At 62.3% G+C, this 15,647-nt stretch carries 15 protein-coding genes, 1 other RNA gene and 1 riboswitch; of the genes, 12 read left to right on the forward strand and 4 right to left on the reverse strand.

What is annotated here, in order from left to right:
- The first annotated feature begins 125 nt into the window (after positions 1-125).
- Entirely contained in the window at positions 126-737 is a 612-nt protein-coding gene (locus J2X56_RS14460; protein ID WP_121037886.1) for a response regulator transcription factor, read from the forward strand.
- Positions 738-740: 3 nt separating this feature from the next.
- Positions 741-2,558, forward strand: a complete 1,818-nt coding sequence (locus J2X56_RS14465) for a hybrid sensor histidine kinase/response regulator (protein WP_121037883.1) — start codon at positions 741-743, stop codon at positions 2,556-2,558.
- A 56-nt stretch (positions 2,559-2,614) separates the two neighbouring features.
- Here J2X56_RS14465 and tgt read toward each other — a convergent pair whose 3' ends face one another.
- Together tgt and queA are read right to left on the reverse strand one after the other, a co-directional pair.
- Complete coding sequence (tgt, locus tag J2X56_RS14470; RefSeq protein ID WP_121037880.1) at positions 2,615-3,745, reverse strand: tRNA guanosine(34) transglycosylase Tgt; 1,131 nt, start codon at positions 3,743-3,745, stop codon at positions 2,615-2,617.
- A gap of 28 nt (positions 3,746-3,773) precedes the next feature.
- On the reverse strand, positions 3,774-4,790 hold the full coding sequence (gene queA, locus J2X56_RS14475) for a tRNA preQ1(34) S-adenosylmethionine ribosyltransferase-isomerase QueA (protein WP_039788976.1): 1,017 nt from the start codon (positions 4,788-4,790) through the stop codon (positions 3,774-3,776).
- Between the two features lie 220 nt (positions 4,791-5,010).
- Here queA and recG point away from each other — a divergent pair, with 220 nt between their 5' ends.
- The 5 genes from recG (at position 5,011) to ssrS (ending at position 9,230) form a co-directional block, all read left to right on the forward strand.
- The gene (gene recG / locus J2X56_RS14480) at positions 5,011-7,131 is read left to right on the forward strand and encodes an ATP-dependent DNA helicase RecG (protein ID WP_209568747.1); all 2,121 of its coding nucleotides are present in this window, start codon (positions 5,011-5,013) and stop codon (positions 7,129-7,131) included.
- Positions 7,132-7,436: 305 nt separating this feature from the next.
- Positions 7,437-8,123 (forward strand): tRNA-uridine aminocarboxypropyltransferase, encoded by a 687-nt coding sequence (locus J2X56_RS14485; RefSeq protein WP_039789792.1) that lies wholly within the window; start codon positions 7,437-7,439, stop codon positions 8,121-8,123.
- A 196-nt stretch (positions 8,124-8,319) separates the two neighbouring features.
- A complete protein-coding gene (locus J2X56_RS14490) occupies positions 8,320-8,556 on the forward strand; it encodes a hypothetical protein (protein WP_034330350.1) in 237 nt (78 codons plus the stop codon).
- Positions 8,553-8,870 carry a cell division protein ZapA gene (locus J2X56_RS14495; RefSeq protein WP_121037871.1) on the forward strand — a complete coding sequence of 106 codons (318 nt, stop codon included), beginning with the start codon at positions 8,553-8,555 and terminating at the stop codon, positions 8,868-8,870. Before J2X56_RS14490 ends, J2X56_RS14495 begins: the two co-directional genes overlap by 4 nt.
- Positions 8,871-9,053: 183 nt before the next feature.
- Positions 9,054-9,230, forward strand: a non-coding RNA gene (gene ssrS / locus J2X56_RS14500) — 6S RNA.
- A gap of 120 nt (positions 9,231-9,350) precedes the next feature.
- On the opposite strand, the gene nrdR is transcribed toward ssrS, so the two are convergent.
- Positions 9,351-9,830 carry a transcriptional regulator NrdR gene (gene nrdR, locus J2X56_RS14505; protein WP_121037869.1) on the reverse strand — a complete coding sequence of 160 codons (480 nt, stop codon included), beginning with the start codon at positions 9,828-9,830 and terminating at the stop codon, positions 9,351-9,353.
- 275 nt (positions 9,831-10,105) lie between these two features.
- Positions 10,106-11,350, reverse strand: a complete 1,245-nt coding sequence (gene glyA / locus J2X56_RS14510; protein ID WP_008326559.1) for a serine hydroxymethyltransferase — start codon at positions 11,348-11,350, stop codon at positions 10,106-10,108.
- 141 nt (positions 11,351-11,491) lie between these two features.
- Positions 11,492-11,591, reverse strand: a riboswitch (ZMP/ZTP riboswitch).
- Positions 11,592-11,844: 253 nt separating this feature from the next.
- Between glyA and J2X56_RS14515 the strand changes: the two genes are divergently transcribed.
- The 5 genes from J2X56_RS14515 (at position 11,845) to tolA (ending at position 15,647) form a co-directional block, all read left to right on the forward strand.
- A complete protein-coding gene (locus tag J2X56_RS14515) occupies positions 11,845-12,597 on the forward strand; it encodes an SDR family oxidoreductase (protein WP_121037866.1) in 753 nt (250 codons plus the stop codon).
- A 228-nt stretch (positions 12,598-12,825) separates the two neighbouring features.
- Positions 12,826-13,287 (forward strand): tol-pal system-associated acyl-CoA thioesterase, encoded by a 462-nt coding sequence (ybgC, locus tag J2X56_RS14520; RefSeq protein WP_121037864.1) that lies wholly within the window; start codon positions 12,826-12,828, stop codon positions 13,285-13,287.
- Positions 13,288-13,522: 235 nt separating this feature from the next.
- The gene (tolQ, locus tag J2X56_RS14525) at positions 13,523-14,224 is read left to right on the forward strand and encodes a protein TolQ (RefSeq protein WP_034335154.1); all 702 of its coding nucleotides are present in this window, start codon (positions 13,523-13,525) and stop codon (positions 14,222-14,224) included.
- Positions 14,224-14,658, forward strand: coding sequence for a biopolymer transporter ExbD (locus J2X56_RS14530; RefSeq protein ID WP_039788988.1), 435 nt, complete (start codon positions 14,224-14,226; stop codon positions 14,656-14,658). Before tolQ ends, J2X56_RS14530 begins: the two co-directional genes overlap by 1 nt.
- A gap of 17 nt (positions 14,659-14,675) precedes the next feature.
- A complete protein-coding gene (gene tolA, locus J2X56_RS14535) occupies positions 14,676-15,647 on the forward strand; it encodes a cell envelope integrity protein TolA (protein WP_134134600.1) in 972 nt (323 codons plus the stop codon).

The following is a 15,647-nucleotide window of genomic DNA, read 5'->3' on the forward strand; positions in this document are numbered from 1 at the left end:
CAGCGCATGCCGTGACATCTCGGCGTGCGCCAATCCACCACAACAGCGTAGAATCGCGGCACAACAAAAACAGTTTCCGAAGGCTGCTTCCCGTGGGGAGCATGGCTGCGGGAGGGTTTCCAAACATGCCGACTTCACGTCTCCTGATCATTGACGATCATGCGCTCTTTCGTTGCGGCCTGCGGCTGGTGCTGCAGGCCGCCTTGCCGCACGCCAACATCGGCGAGGCCGCCTCGCTGGAGGACGCCATGCGCCTTGAGGACGGCCAGCCGCCCGGCATGGTGCTGCTGGACATCCAGCTGGGCGGGCTCAATGGCATCGACGGCATGTCCGTGCTGGCGCGCAAGTGGCCGCAGGTGCCGGTCATCATTCTTTCCGCCGACGATACCGACGAAACCGTGCGTGAAGCCACCCGGCGCGGCGCGGCCGCCTTCGTCTCCAAGGCAGCCACCGCTGACCACATCCTGCGGGTCTTGCTGGAGGTGGCTGGCGGACGGCATGTCCTCCCTGTGGCCGATGTCGCCGCCGATGCCACCGGCAAACCCCAGTTCACGCCACGCCAGTACGAGGTACTGGGCCTGCTCAGCCAAGGCCTGACCAACAAGGCCATCGGCCGCCGGCTCAATCTCTCGGAAAACACCATCCGCGGCCATGTCCAGGCCATCCTGCTGGCCCTGGACGTGGACAACCGCGCCGAAGCCGCCTTTGCCGCCCGCCGGCGCGGCCTGGTGAGCTAACGCATGAAGAGCGACGGCGCGCTGGGGAGCGCACCTGTGCACGCGGCGGGCGACGACACGCTGCACCGCGTCCGCGTGGAGCAGGTGCGGCTGTTGTGCGGCAATCTGGGCAGCTCGGTGCTGCCGGGCATTCTGGTGGCGCTGCTGGTGGCCTATGCACTGCGCGAGAGCGCCGGTCTGTGGCCACTGCTGGGGTGGGCTGCCGGGGTGATCGCCTCCAAACTGTTCGACTACGCCGATGCGCGGCGCATGCTGCGCATGGAAATCACGCCCGCCAACATCGACCAGATCAAGCGCCGCCTGGTCGTGTTGCATGGCATCGATGGTGCCGCCTGGGGCCTGTTGGCACCGCTGGCGCTGGATACCGCCAGCCCGGGTGGAAGCATCCTGCTCATCGGGGTGCTGGCGGGGGTGGCCGGCAATTCCATGTCGATCCTGTCGCCGGTGCTGCCGGCCTTCGTCTCCTTCTGCCTGGTGGAGCTGGGCATGCTGGCGGCCAGCGCCTGGCATACGCATGAAGATGCACTCCAGGTGCTGGCCGTGGCCGCCCTGCTCTACGTCGCCTCGCTCATGGTCCAGGCGCGCAACAGTGCGCGTGCGGCGCACGCAGCCATCATGCTGCGCTTCGAGAACAACGCGCTCATCGAGCGCCTGCAGCGCGAATCCGAAAAAACCCAGCAAGCCCTGCAGCAAGCCGAACAGGCCAATGCCGCCAAGTCGCGTTTCCTGGCCGGGGCCAGCCACGACCTGCGGCAACCCATCCATGCCCAGGGGCTGTTCCTGGAAGTGCTGTCCAATACCCCGCTCGATCCCATGCAGCGCGAGGTGGTCGGACGCCTGCGCAATGCCGCCGACAATTGCGCCGACATGCTGCATACCCTGCTGGATTACTCACGCATCGAAGCGGGCGTGGTGACACCGCAGCTAGCCCCTTTCCGCCCGCAGGCGCTGATCCATCGCATCAGCCGCGAGATGGCCGCGCAGGCCGAGGCCAAGGGTCTGGTGTTTCGCACCCGCGAGAGCCAGGCAGTGGCCAGCGCCGATGCGGGGCTGACCGAACTGATCCTGCGCAATCTGGTGTCCAATGCGATCCGCTATACCGAACGTGGTGGCGTGCTGGTGGCCTGCCGTCAGCGGGGTCCACAGGTGTGGCTGGAGGTATGGGATACCGGCATCGGCATCGCGCCGGAGCAGCAGCAGGAAATCTTTCGCGAATTCCACCAGCTGGGCAATCCGGAACGCGATCACAACAAGGGGATGGGTCTGGGTCTGGCGATTGCCGAGGGATTGGCGAAGATGCAGGGCTTGCAGCTGACGGTCCAGTCACGTCCGGGACGAGGGAGTGTCTTCCGGCTGCAACTGCCGGCGGCGCTCATGCCGCTGCCGGCGCATCCGGGCAAGCCGGTACCCGCGCTCACGGCACAGCGGGACCTGCACGGCCTGCGCATTCTGCTGATCGATGACGACCAGCGTGTGCGCGACAGCATGGCGCAGCTGCTGGGCCAATGGGGCTGCCATTGCATCGACGTCGAAGGCCTGGAAGAGGCCGAAGCGCTGGCCCACTCACAGGAATTCGACGTGGTCATCAGCGACTACCGCCTGCGTGCGCATCGCAATGGCACCGAAGCCATTGCGGCAGTCCGCGCTGCCAGCCGGGAGCATGTCGGTGCGCTGCTCATCACCGGGGATACGGCACCGGCCCGGCTGCGCGAAGCCAGCGAGAGCGGCATTCCCATGCTGCACAAACCGGTGGCCCCGGCGCAATTGTGGGAGGCACTGCTGCGGCTGGCGGCGAAGACTGGAGGCGTGCATCCGCAATGATGGGTTGATGCGCAATGGCGGGCACCAACACATCAGCGCACTAACGCATCAATGGATCAATCCACGCCGCGTGCGCGGTCTTCCTTGAATTTCCTGACGAAGTCCTGGAAGGTGCCGGCGTCGATGGCGTCGCGCATCTCCTGCATCAGTTGCAGGTAGTAGTGCAGATTGTGCACGGTGTTCATGCGGGCCCCCAGGATTTCACCGGCGCGATGCAGGTGGTGCAGGTAGGCGCGCGAGAAGTTCTTGCAGGCGTAGCAGTCGCAGCTCTCGTCGAAGGGGCGGTCGTCGTTCTTGTACTTGGCGTTCTTGATCTTGACGTCGCCATAGCGCGTGAAGATCCAGCCATTGCGCGCATTGCGGGTCGGCATGACGCAGTCGAACATGTCCACGCCGTTGGAGACGCCTTCCACCAGGTCTTCCGGCGTACCCACGCCCATCAGGTAGTGCGGCTTGTCGGCCGGCAGGCGCGGGCCGACATGTTCCAGCACGCGCATCATGTCTTCCTTGGGCTCGCCCACCGACAGGCCGCCGATGGCGAAACCATCGAAGCCCAGTTCTTCCAGGCCAGCCAGCGATTCATCGCGCAGGCCTTCGAACATGCCGCCCTGGACGATGCCGAAGAGCGCGTTCGGATTTTCGCCGCGATCGAATTCATCCTTGGAACGCTTGGCCCAGCGCAGCGACATGCGCATGGATTTGCCGGCTTCTTCGCGAGTGGCGGGACGGCCATCGATCTCGTAAGGCGTGCATTCATCGAACTGCATGACGATGTCCGAATTGAGCACGCGCTGGATCTGCATCGAGATCTCCGGCGAGAGGAACAGGCGGTCACCGTTGATGGGTGAAGCAAAGTGCACGCCCTCTTCCGTGATCTTGCGCATCTCGCCCAGCGAAAACACCTGGAAGCCGCCGGAGTCGGTCAGGATGGGCTTGTCCCAGCCGATGAACTTGTGCAGCCCACCAAACTTGCTGACCACCTCCAGTCCCGGGCGCAGCCACAGGTGAAAGGTATTGCCGAGGATGATCTGGGCGTTGATTTCCTTCAGTTCCAGCGGCGACATGGCCTTGACCGAACCATAGGTGCCCACCGGCATGAAAATGGGCGTCTCGACGGTGCCGTGGTTCAGTTTGACGCGGCCGCGGCGGGCCTTTCCGTCGGTTTTCAGCAGGGTAAATTCCAGCATGGTGCTCTCTGTTTTCTTTCCGGGTTTCTCAGGTACGGGTCAGCAGCATGGCATCGCCATAGCTGAAGAAACGGTATTGCTGCGCAATGGCGTGCGCATAGGCTGCGCGGATGTGTTCATAGCCGGCGAAGGCTGACACCAGCATCAGCAGGGTCGACTTGGGCAGGTGGAAGTTGGTCACCAGCTGGTCGACGGTCTTGAAGGTGTAGCCGGGCGTGATGAAGAGCTGGGTGTCATCGCTGCCGGCCTGGAGCTGGCCGCTCTGCGAGCCGGACTCCAGGGCGCGCATGCTGGTGGTCCCCACCGCGATGACACGGCCCCCTGCGGCTTTGGTGGCACGCACGGCCTCTACCGTCTCGGGCGAGATGGTGTACCACTCGCTGTGCATCTTGTGCTGCGACAGGTCTTCCACCCGCACCGGCTGGAAGGTGCCGGCACCCACGTGCAGGGTCACGAAGGCCTGCTTGACGCCACGGGCGGCCAGTTGCTGCAGCAGGGCTTCATCGAAGTGCAGGCCGGCGGTCGGTGCAGCGACGGCACCGGGTTCCTTGGCGTAGACGGTCTGGTAGCGCGTCTCGTCATAGGCATCGGCCTCGTGGTCGATGTAGGGCGGCAGCGGCAGGCTGCCGTATTGCTCCAGCAACTCGAAGGCATCGGCGGGGAAATGCAGGGTGAAGAATTCGCCGAAACGTTCACCTACGGTGACATCGAAGGCATCGGCCAGGCGGATGCGGGTACCTGGTGGCGGCGACTTGGAGGCGCGTACCTGGGCGTGGACGGTGCGCGGATCGAGGATGCGCTCGACCAGGGCCTCGATCTTGCCGCCGGTTTCCTTCACACCGAACAAGCGCGCCTTGATGACGCGGGTATCGTTGAAGACCAGCAGGTCGCCGGGCTGCAGCAGCTCGACGATGTCGGAGAAGCGGCGATCGGTCAGTTGCGCACCCTGCACCTGCAGCAGGCGCGAAGCGCTGCGCTCGGCCAGCGGGGTCTGGGCGATGAGCTCGGGGGGGAGCTCGAAATCGAAGTCGGAAAGAGAGTACATGCTTGCAAAATATGGGTGGAGGCGATGCGCACGGCAGCCAACATGGCCAAATGGCCCGGTGCCGGGGCACTTCCCGGGCAAGAAGTGTTGCCGGCGGGATTGATACTGTAAATATTCACAGTAAAATAGCGTAACCCGTTATTTTACGCTGTCTGCGCGTTTTTCCCATATGCGCGTGCGACTAGCCACAATGGCCCTCCGTCCATACCACGCCGACCGCATGCCCGCTACCGCGAAGAAAACCACCCCGCCGGCCTCGAAGAAAAAAGCGGCTCCCGCTGCCAAGGCCACCGCAAAGCCTGCCGCCAAGCCCGAAAACAAGCTGGCCAAGCTGGGCCTGCACAATGACATGGACCTGGTGCTGCATCTGCCGCTGCGCTATGAGGATGAAACCACCCTCATGAGCATCGCCGAGGCCTCCATGCGGGGCCTGCAGACGGTGCAGGTCGAAGGCGTGGTTACTGCCTGCGACGTGCAGTTCCGCCCGCGCCGGCAGTTGATCGTGACAGTCGGCGACGACAGCGGGCAGTTGACCCTGCGCTTCATCAATTTCTACGGCAGCCAGACCAAGCAACTGGCCGAAGGTACCCGGGTGCGGGTGCGCGGCGAATTGCGGCATGGTTTCTTCGGCGCCGAGATGGTCCATCCCTCTTACAAGGTGGTCAACGAAGGCGCTCCGCTGCCCGATGTCCTCACGCCCGTCTATCCGGCTGGCGAAGGCCTCTCCCAGGCCTATCTGCGCAAGGCCATCGCCAATGCCATGAGCCGCCTGGACTGGAGCGATACGCTGCCGCCTTCGATGCTGGAGACCCTGAACCTGGCCGGCTTCGAGCCGTCCGTGCGGCTGCTGCACAATCCGCCGCCGGACGTGGATGAGCATGCCCTGATCGAACGTTCCCATCCCGCCTGGATCCGCATGAAGTTCGATGAATTGCTGGCGCAGCAGCTCTCGCTCAAGCGCGCCCAGGCCGCGCGCCGCGCCAAGACCTCGCGCGCACTGCCGGTCACCGGGCGCATCACCGAGGAACTGACCAAGGTCCTGCCCTTCCAGCTGACCGGTGCCCAGCAGCGCGTTCTCGAAGAGATTCGCGCCGACCTGCGCCAGTCCTTCCCCATGCAGCGCCTGCTGCAGGGCGATGTGGGCAGCGGCAAGACGGTGGTGGCCGCGCTGGCCGCCGCCCAGGCCATCGACAGCGGTTGCCAGGCAGTGCTGATGGCACCGACCGAAATCCTGGCCGAACAGCACTTCCGCAAGATTGCGGCCTGGATGGAACCGCTCAATGTCGGCGTGGCCTGGCTCTCCGGCAGCCAGAAAAAAAAGGAAAAGACCGAGGCCCTGGCCCACATCGAATCCGGTGCGGCGCGCCTGGTCATCGGGACCCACGCGCTCATCCAGGACACGGTGCAATTCGAGAACCTGGGCCTGGTGATCGTCGATGAGCAACACCGCTTCGGCGTGGGCCAGCGCCTGGCCCTGCGCAACAAGAGCTTCAATCCGGCCGACCGCGAAGCGGCTGCCGTGCCGCACCAGCTGATGATGTCGGCCACCCCCATCCCGCGTACGCTGGCGATGACCTATTACGCCGACCTCGAAGTCTCGGTGATCGATGAATTGCCACCAGGCCGCTCACCTATCGTCACCCGCGTGATCGACCAGAACCGCCGCGATGAAGTCATTGAACGGGTGCATGCGGCAGCGCTGGAAGGCAAGCAGATCTACTGGGTCTGCCCGCTGATCGAGGAATCCGAAGCCTTGCAACTGCAGACCGCGACCGACACCCATGCCGCCCTCTCGGCCGCGCTGCCGGACCTGCAGATCGGCCTGGTGCACGGCCGCATGAAGCCGGTGGAAAAACAGATCGTCATGGAAGGCTTCAGCCGGGGGGCGATCCATCTGCTGGTGGCGACCACCGTCATCGAAGTCGGCGTGGACGTGCCCAATGCCTCACTGATGGTGATCGAACATGCCGAGCGTTTTGGCCTGTCGCAGCTGCACCAGTTGCGCGGACGCGTGGGGCGGGGCTCGGCAGCCAGCGTGTGCCTGCTGCTGTATCAAGGCCCCCTCGGCGGCACCGCCAAACAGCGCCTGGCGACCATGCGCGAGACTACCGACGGCTTCGAGATCGCACGGCGCGACCTCGATATTCGCGGGCCGGGTGAGTTCCTGGGCGCAAGACAATCCGGTGAGGCCATGCTGCGTTTTGCCGATCTGGCCACCGACCAGTGGCTGGTGGAAAAAGCGCGCGATACGGCACAGGCACTGCTGCAGCATGCGCCCGATATCGTGGATCGCCATCTGGCACGCTGGCTTGGCGGACGGGAAGATTTCCTGAAGGTATGAAACACCCGCGAGGCCGCCGCAGAGGCCGCCTCGCGGGGCTTCGGGCTTGGTCTTTTGCAAAGCTTTCCAGCATCTCTCACGCGGCAGGCCAATGCAAGGGCTGCAAACGCAAATCAGCAAAATGCCAACCAGATTTCCGCAAAAATCGAGAATTTCTTCGCTTTATGTCGATTGACGGAGAGCAGTACTGAGTCCAATCTACGGCCCACGGTGAACGGGTTCATGAAGGATCGCGCGGCGCACGCTGGTTCACCGGCTTCCCGTTGCGCCGGATGACCATCGCTAACTACAGAAGGCTGAACATTTTGGTTTCCAACCACGATCAACAATTGGCCCGCAGACTGCTCTGCCCCATCTGCCAACGCGCACTGACGGCTTGCATCTGCCACTGGACCTCTCCCATCGATCATGCCGTCGATGTGCTGATCCTTCAGCATCCGCTGGAAGTGAGCAATGCCAAAAACAGCGTGCGGCTGCTGCACCTGAGCCTGCCGTACAGCAAGCTGGTGGTCGGCTCGGTGTTTGATGCCGAGGAACTGCACGCAATGATGCACGCTCCGTCCCGCCTGCGCGGCGTCTCTTCGACCGAACCGGTGCATCCGGTGCTGTTGTACACGGACGATGTCTGCACGCCCGAGACCCGCTACTTCGATGCGCGCACCATGATGGTGGACAAGCAGGAGACGCTCAAGCGCGTGCGCCTGGTGATCATCGACGGTACCTGGCGCAAGAGCCGCAAGATGCTGTTCGAAAACCCGATCCTGCAAACCCTGCCGCGCATGATGCTGATCGATACCCCGACCTCGCGCTACACCATCCGCAAGTCGCACAAGCCCGAACAGCTGGCCACGCTGGAAGCAACCGGCTACGCGCTCATGCAGCTGGAACGCAACAGCGAGAAATATCATCCGCTGCTGACGGCCTTCGACAATTTCGTCCTGCAACAGGGCTACATGCGCATGCACGGCCAGGCGACGCGGCGCAGCGAATAGGCGATCCGCCTGGCGCAGGGGAACCAAAGGCACTGACCGCTGACCAAACCCATCCGGCCGCTCCGTGCGGCCGTTCTTGTTCAGGTGGCGTGGCAATGCGCTTATAATTGTGCGATTGAGACGTTGTGGTCCTGAACATCTCTGACATACGTTGACGCCGGCCGGCGTCATCCCATCCCTGCGAACAAATCAACACATGAGTTCCGAATTCCTGCAACTGGCTGAAAAAGTCACTCAGCTCGCCAAGCTGGCACAAGGCCTGCGCGAAGAAAATGCCGAGCTGCGCCGGAAAGTCAAACTGCTCTCCGAAGACAACACCACCCTCGCCTCCCGCGTGGACCAGGCTTACCAGCGCGTCTCCGCCGTGCTGGCGCAACTGCCCGTGGCCGAAGTGGAAGAAGAAGCGGCTGCCGCCGGTGAGGAGGCCGCATGACCACCATCCAGATCAATGCCATGATCATGGGCCAGTCCTATACGCTGGCCTGCCAGGAAGGCGAACAGGCCGCGCTGCATCATGCCGTGGCCTATCTCGACCAGAAGATGCGCGCCATCCGCGACGCCGGCCGCATCAAGGGCACCGACCGCATCGCCGTGATGGCCGGACTGGGCATCGCTGCCGAGTTGCTGAGCATGCAACGTGCTGAAGGTCCCTTCGCCGGCCTGACCATTGCGCAATGGCAGCAGCAGATTGCCGCCATCACCGAAGTGGTGGACCAGGCGCTGGCCCCGCAGGAAAAACTGTTTTGAGTGCGCTGTCAGCGCCATGCTGACACGCGGAAATTCTTTACGCATGCTTGAGAAAATGGCTGCCTTGCGCAGCCATTTTGCTTTCCCGGAGCAAGCACTTCCCCTGAAGAAAATCCGGTTACAAAATCGTCGACTTATTTTTGAGGAAGGTCTTGGAGGACGAAGATGAATCGGTTAGACTTCGTACTCCTGCCGTGTTCGCGATTGCCATATATTCCTTGAACCATTTACGAGCATAGGCTGTGGGATCGTTTGATGGGCGTGAGCGTCGCTAGTCCGATGAACCCGAAATTGAACTACCGCAGCCAACTTGAACCGTCAGGTTCAGGATGCCGGCACAGCGGCACAGGCGGGACTTGGATTGAAGAAAAACGGCTGCATTCGCAGCCGTTTTTTTATGCCTGTTTGTAATGCCTCTTTGTTACGCCTGTTTGCTGGCGTGACGGAGGACCAAGCAGCGCCGCCCCCTCTTCGCCCCACTCAGCTCTCGCGTTTCTTCGCGCCCTTGCGCTCCAGTCCCACTTCATCGATCACATCCTGGAATTCGGTCACATCCTCGAAGCTCTTGTAGACCGAGGCAAAGCGGATATAGGCTATCTTGTCCAGACGCTTCAGTTCGCGCATCACCAGCTCCCCGACCTGCCCCGACATCACTTCCCGCTCGCCGCTTTGCAGCAGCTTGTCCTGGATGCTCTGGATGGCCATATCGACCGCCTCGGCCGATACCGGGCGCTTGCGCAGTGCCAGCATCAGGCTGCCGCGCAGCTTGGCCGGATCAAAGTCGGTACGGCTGCCATTCTTCTTGACGATCACCGGCATGGTCAGCTCGATGCGCTCGTAAGTCGTGAAGCGCTTGTCGCAATTGCCGCAGCGGCGGCGGCGGCGAATGGAATGGCCGTCCTCGGACAGGCGCGTATCCAGCACCGGGGTATCTTCGTGATTGCAGAATGGGCACTTCATGGTGGCAGTGAGGCAGTAGTTGGATTGAGCTGGACAATGAGGGCCGGGGCCCGGTACTTCGATGACGCGCCGGCCACGCCATGGCCAGCACCACAGTGTTGCATCCCCAGGCCGGCCCGGCCATCGTATGCGAGGGCAAACCGGCCGGTCCAAATAAGCGACGGCGCCCGCAGTAACGGGCGCCGTCCGGAACATCTTCTACGACAGGTGCAGTTTCCGCTTTTTGGCAGAAAACTTCACGCCGGCCCCCAACGGGCCGGCATTTCCGTCGTCAATCAGCCGTAGACCGGGAAGGCCTCGGTCAGCTTCTTCACTTCGGCCTTGACGCGCTCGATGGTGGCGGCATCGTGCGGGTTGTCCAGCACGTCGGCGATCAGGTTGCCGACCTTTTCAGCTTCGGCTTCCTTGAAACCACGGGTGGTCATGGCCGGGCTGCCCAGGCGGATGCCGGAGGTCACGAATGGCTTTTCCGGATCGTTGGGGATGCCGTTCTTGTTGCAGGTCATGTGGGCCGAACCCAGGATGGCTTCGGCTTCCTTGCCGGTCAGGCCCTTGGGACGCAGGTCCACCAGCATCACGTGCGACTCGGTGCCGCCCGAGACGATGCGCAGGCCGCGCTTGATCAGGGTCTTGGCCAGCACGTCAGCGTTCTTCACCACTTGCTGCTGATACGCCTTGAATTCCGGCGAAGCCGCTTCCTTGAAGGCCACGGCCTTGGCCGCGATGACGTGCATCAGCGGGCCGCCCTGGATACCGGGGAAGATGGCCGAGTTGATGGCCTTCTCATGCTCGGCCTTCATCAGGATCACGCCACCGCGCGGACCGCGCAGGGACTTGTGGGTGGTCGAGGTGACGAAGTCGGCGAAGGGCACCGGGTTCGGGTACACGCCTGCGGCGATCAGGCCGGCGTAGTGGGCCATGTCCACCATGAAGTAGGCACCGACTTCCTTGGCGATCTTGGCGAAGCGCTCGAAATCGATGCGCAGCGAGTAAGCCGAAGCGCCAGCGATGATCAGCTTGGGCTTCTTCTCACGGGCCAGGCGTTCCATGGCGTCGTAGTCGATTTCTTCCTTTTCGTTCAGGCCGTAGGAGACCACGTTGAACCACTTGCCCGACATGTTCAGTGCCATGCCGTGGGTCAGGTGGCCGCCTTCTGCCAGCGACATGCCCATGATGGTGTCGCCCGGCTTCAACATGGCGAAGAACACGCCCTGGTTGGCCTGGGAACCGGAGTTGGGTTGCACGTTGGCGGCTTCGGCGCCGAACAGGGCCTTCAGGCGGTCGATGGCCAGCTGCTCGGCCACGTCCACGAATTCACAGCCACCGTAGTAGCGCTTGCCCGGATAGCCTTCGGCGTACTTGTTGGTCAGCTGCGAACCTTGCGCTTCCATCACGGCCGGCGAGGTGTAGTTTTCAGACGCGATCAGCTCGATGTGATCCTGCTGGCGGGTGTTTTCCTTCTGGATGGCAGACCACAGGTCGGGATCGACTTTCGCGAGAGTCTGGTTCTTGTCAAACATGGCTTTTCTCCAAATTGATGAGCTGGGGCCGAAGATCGCGTCACCGGCAGCATGCGGACATGCCGGGGGCTCGACTTCCGAAATCGAATGAGGGCCGGAAAAATGGAATGGGATTGCGGGCAGCCTCAGTCGTACTGTCCATTCGGCTGCCCAGGCGCACGGCTGTTGAAATCTCACGCTTCCCGATGGATCCCCATCTTGGCCGGTTTTACCCGGCGTTTCGCCAGTCACGTGAGACGAAATGGTGAGCGCATTGTAGTGAAACGGGGCGATTTGGGCAAGAACCATGGTGGCCGCGCAACAGCCCCGCTCCCGAGCCGATATGAAAGAAAAACTGGAAAAAACCCGAAAAAAGCGAGCCCATCCTCGTAAAAAGCGGCTTTGGGCTACAATTTCGCTTCTTTCGTTTTTACTTCCGGAACGCCGGTGTGAAGCTTTATCCAGTTTCACTGGCCGGCGCCGGTCTCATCGCCACACAACAGGAGAATCAAGAGATGGTCGTGTTGATTACAGGAGCAACCGCAGGCTTCGGTGCCGCCATGGCGCGCAAATTTGCCGGCAACGGTCACAAGGTGATCGCGGCCGGTCGCCGCAAGGAGCGCCTGGATGACCTGGTCAAGGAACTGGGTGCCGACAAGGTGCTGCCCCTGGTGCTGGACGTGACCAGCAAGGAATCGATCAACGCCGGCCTGGAGAGCCTGTCGGGCGAGTGGAAGCAGGTCGACGTGCTGGTCAACAACGCCGGCCTGGCGCTGGGCCTGGGCCCGGCCCACGAAGTGGCGCTGTCGGACTGGGAAACCATGATCGACACCAACGTCAAGGGCCTGGTCACCATCACCCACGCCCTGCTGCCGGAGATGGTCAAGCGCGGCAGCGGCACCATCATCAACCTGGGCTCGGTGGCCGGTGCCTATCCCTATCCGGGCGGCAACGTCTACGGTGCCACCAAGGCCTTCGTTGACCAGTTCACCCTGAACCTGCGCGCCGACCTGGTCGGTACCGGGGTGCGCGCCACCAACCTGGCGCCCGGCCTGTGCGGCGGCACCGAGTTCTCCAACGTGCGCTTCAAGGGCGACGATGGCGCGGCGGCGAAGGTCTATGAAGGAACGACCCCGCTGACGGCTGAAGACATCGCGGAAGCCGCCTTCTGGGTCGCCACCATGCCCGCCCATGTGAACATCAATTACATGGAACTGATGCCGACCTGCCAGGGCTTCAGCCCCTTCAACATCAAGCGCAAACAGTAAGGGATGGAGTAGAATGGCGTTTTTGCCGAAGGTGCCCTGGCACCGCAAGAACGCCATCCTCGCCCGACCTTGGCTGATGGACAAGTTCTACAGGCAGCGAGCAGCCGTCAATTCGTTCGCTTGCCTGACGGCATCATCGCGGATTGCGATGGATTTCCTGGTTCACTTTTCCTGATTTCCTGATTCTTTCTCCCCTGCCACAGCAGATTTCCCAATAACAAGAAGCATATGAGTGCCGCCAGTAGTCCATTCGACTGGAAGATCCGGGTCTATTACGAAGATACTGACACCGGAGGCGTGGTTTTCTACGCCAACTACCTGAAGTTCTTTGAGCGCGCCCGCACCGAATGGCTGCGCTCCTTCGGTTTCCAGCAACAGCACCTGGCCGAAACCACCGGTGCCATCTTCGTCGTCAAGAACACCAGCGTCGACTATCTCTCGCCCGCCCGCCTGGACGATGAACTCCGCCTGACCGTCGTGGTCGAAAAAATTCGAAATGCCTCCATGCAATTCATTCAGGAGGCCTGGTGCCTGCCGTCGGGGGACGGCTCAGGTAGCGCAGGCCCCGATGGCAGCGCACCGCGTCTGCTGGCACGAGGCAGCATCACCGTAGTCTGCGTGGATCAGGCCACTTTCCGGCCGCGTCCGATTCCTGACGAATTGCTGAATCGCATCAAGAAGACAACATGATGTCAACGGAAAAGCTCATCCGGGCCTTTATGGTGCTGGGACTGTCGCCTTGTGGCGACACATTCCCGTCGGTTGGGACAATCTGCGCCGTGGAAAACTTCTCTGCACATTTGCCGTCTTTTGTTTCGTACCGTTTCATATAGCGTCACCGCCTCACTGAACGATCACACAAAACAACAGATTTTTAACCTAGCCTCCTCACCCCAACGCCGCCTTCAAGCCGCCACACTTCCCCATGAACGTCACACAAGACCTGTCCTTCATTTCACTGATCGCCAACGCGTCCGTCCTGGTGCAACTCGTGATGTTGCTGCTGCTGTCGGCCTCGATCATCAGCTGGACCTACATCTTCCGCAAGATGTTCACCATCCGCTCGGCCCGTGTGCAGACCGAGGAATTCGAACGCGTCTTCTGGTCCGGCGGCAACCTGTCGGCGCTGTACCAGGATGCCCTGTCCAACCGCCGCAAGGCCGGTGCCGGTGGCGCGCTGGAGCGCATCTTCCAGGCTGGCATGGGTGAATTCACCAAGGCCAAGGCATCGGTCGCCGCGCGTGGCGGTGCCGTCGAACCCGGCCTGCTGCTCGACGGTGCCCGCCGCGCCATGCGCGCCGCCTACCAGCGCGAGATGGATGCGCTGGAATCGCACCTGGCCTTCCTGGCCTCGGTCGGTTCGGTGTCCCCGTATGTGGGCCTGTTCGGCACCGTGTGGGGCATCATGAACGCCTTCCGTGGCCTGGCCAACGTGCAGCAGGCCACCCTGGCTGCAGTGGCGCCCGGCATTGCCGAAGCCCTGATCGCCACGGCCATCGGCCTGTTCGCGGCCATTCCGGCGGTGGTGGCCTACAACCGCTATTCGCACGACATCGACCGTCTGGCGATCCGCTTCGAGAGCTTCATCGAAGAGTTCTCCAACATCTTGCAACGTCAGGCACGCTAATGGCTGGCTCATCGATGCGCGGGGGCCGTCCCCGCAAGTTCAAGTCCGAGATCAACGTCGTGCCCTACATCGACGTGATGCTGGTGCTGCTCATCATCTTCATGGTGGCCACGCCCATCACCAATCCCAGCGTGATCAACCTGCCCACGGCGGGCAAGTCCACGCAGCCGCCGTCGGATTACATCGAGATCGCCCTGAAGCCCAACGCCCAGGCCACCATTCGCATCAACGGCCCCAAGAGCGGCGGCAAGAAGGCCGAGACCGTGACTGGCAAGACCGACCTGTCGGAACGCCTGCGCAAGCTGCATGAGGACAATCCGGACCTGGCGGTGATGATTTCGGCCGACAAGGAAATCAAGTACGACGACGTGGTGCAAGTCATCTCGGAAGCCAAGAAACAGGGAATCGCGCGGGTCGGCCTGGCCACCAAGTAAGCGCACAGCCGAGTGATATGAGCGATAACGCACACTACACCATCCCCAAGCCACCCGGCCGCTGGCGCGCCATCACGCTGGCGCTGGTGATGCACGTGGCCTTGTTCCTGTTCTTCTGGATCGGCATCCGCTGGCAGAGCGAAACACCGCTGACGGTGGAAGCCGAGATCTGGGATCCGCAGTACAAGGAAGCCGCGCCCCTGCCCACGCCGCCACAGCCGCAGCCCGAACCTGATCCGGTGGTCGAGCCGCCCAAGCCGCAGCCCGTGATCGAGCCCAAGACCGTCGCCCCCAAGGTGATCGACGAGCCCAAGCTCGACAAGCCCGATATCGCCCTGCAAAAAGAGAAGGAAAAGAAGCGCAAGGAAGAGCAGGAGAAACAGGAGAAGGCCGACAAGCTCAAGGCAGAGAAGGAAAAGGCCGAGCGCGAGAAGAAGGAACAGGCCGAGAAGGACAAGGCTGAACGCGAGAAGAAGGAAAAGCTGGAAGCCGAGAAGCAGAAGAAGCTGAAGGAAGACAAGCAGAAGGAAGAAGAAGCCAAGAAGAAGGCCGACGCCGAGAAGCAGGCTGCCGACAAGAAGAAGCAGCAGCAAGCCGCGGCCGACGCCAAGGCGGCTGAACAGCGTCGCCAGGAAGACCTGAAACGCATGATGGGCCAGGCCACCAGTGCCACCGGTGGGACCGGTACGGCCGAGAAGTCGCAAGGTCCGAAGGGTAGCCCCAGCTACGCCAACAAGTTGCGCGCCAAGATCCGCAGCAACACGGTCTTCGACAATAGCGGCGTCAGCGGAAACCCTGCCGGGGAGTACACTGTCGAATTGTTCCCGGACGGGACGGTACGCAGCGTGCGTGTGAACAAGCCTTCAGGTGTCCCTGGCTTCGACGATGCCGTGCGGACTGCCGTCATGAAGTCCCAGCCCTTCCCGGCCGATACGGATGGCAAGGTGCCGTCCAGCTTCACATTCACCCATTATCCGAAAGATCAGTAA

The organism is Herbaspirillum sp. 1173, from assembly GCF_031455335.1.
Lineage (GTDB): Bacteria > Pseudomonadota > Gammaproteobacteria > Burkholderiales > Burkholderiaceae_D > Herbaspirillum > Herbaspirillum huttiense.

What these genes read in the sequence shown, in the direction of transcription:
- J2X56_RS14460 (WP_121037886.1), top strand. Translation starts at nt 126, where the DNA reads ATGCCGACTTCACGTCTCCTGATCATTGACGATCATGCGCTCTTTCGT.
- J2X56_RS14465 (WP_121037883.1), top strand. Translation starts at nt 741, where the DNA reads ATGAAGAGCGACGGCGCGCTGGGGAGCGCACCTGTGCACGCGGCGGGC.
- tgt (WP_121037880.1), bottom strand. Translation starts at nt 3,745, where the DNA reads ATGCTGGAATTTACCCTGCTGAAAACCGACGGAAAGGCCCGCCGCGGC.
- queA (WP_039788976.1), bottom strand. Translation starts at nt 4,790, where the DNA reads ATGTACTCTCTTTCCGACTTCGATTTCGAGCTCCCCCCCGAGCTCATC.
- recG (WP_209568747.1), top strand. Translation starts at nt 5,011, where the DNA reads ATGCCCGCTACCGCGAAGAAAACCACCCCGCCGGCCTCGAAGAAAAAA.
- J2X56_RS14490 (WP_034330350.1), top strand. Translation starts at nt 8,320, where the DNA reads ATGAGTTCCGAATTCCTGCAACTGGCTGAAAAAGTCACTCAGCTCGCC.
- J2X56_RS14495 (WP_121037871.1), top strand. Translation starts at nt 8,553, where the DNA reads ATGACCACCATCCAGATCAATGCCATGATCATGGGCCAGTCCTATACG.
- nrdR (WP_121037869.1), bottom strand. Translation starts at nt 9,830, where the DNA reads ATGAAGTGCCCATTCTGCAATCACGAAGATACCCCGGTGCTGGATACG.
- glyA (WP_008326559.1), bottom strand. Translation starts at nt 11,350, where the DNA reads ATGTTTGACAAGAACCAGACTCTCGCGAAAGTCGATCCCGACCTGTGG.
- J2X56_RS14515 (WP_121037866.1), top strand. Translation starts at nt 11,845, where the DNA reads ATGGTCGTGTTGATTACAGGAGCAACCGCAGGCTTCGGTGCCGCCATG.
- ybgC (WP_121037864.1), top strand. Translation starts at nt 12,826, where the DNA reads ATGAGTGCCGCCAGTAGTCCATTCGACTGGAAGATCCGGGTCTATTAC.
- tolQ (WP_034335154.1), top strand. Translation starts at nt 13,523, where the DNA reads ATGAACGTCACACAAGACCTGTCCTTCATTTCACTGATCGCCAACGCG.
- J2X56_RS14530 (WP_039788988.1), top strand. Translation starts at nt 14,224, where the DNA reads ATGGCTGGCTCATCGATGCGCGGGGGCCGTCCCCGCAAGTTCAAGTCC.
- tolA (WP_134134600.1), top strand. Translation starts at nt 14,676, where the DNA reads ATGAGCGATAACGCACACTACACCATCCCCAAGCCACCCGGCCGCTGG.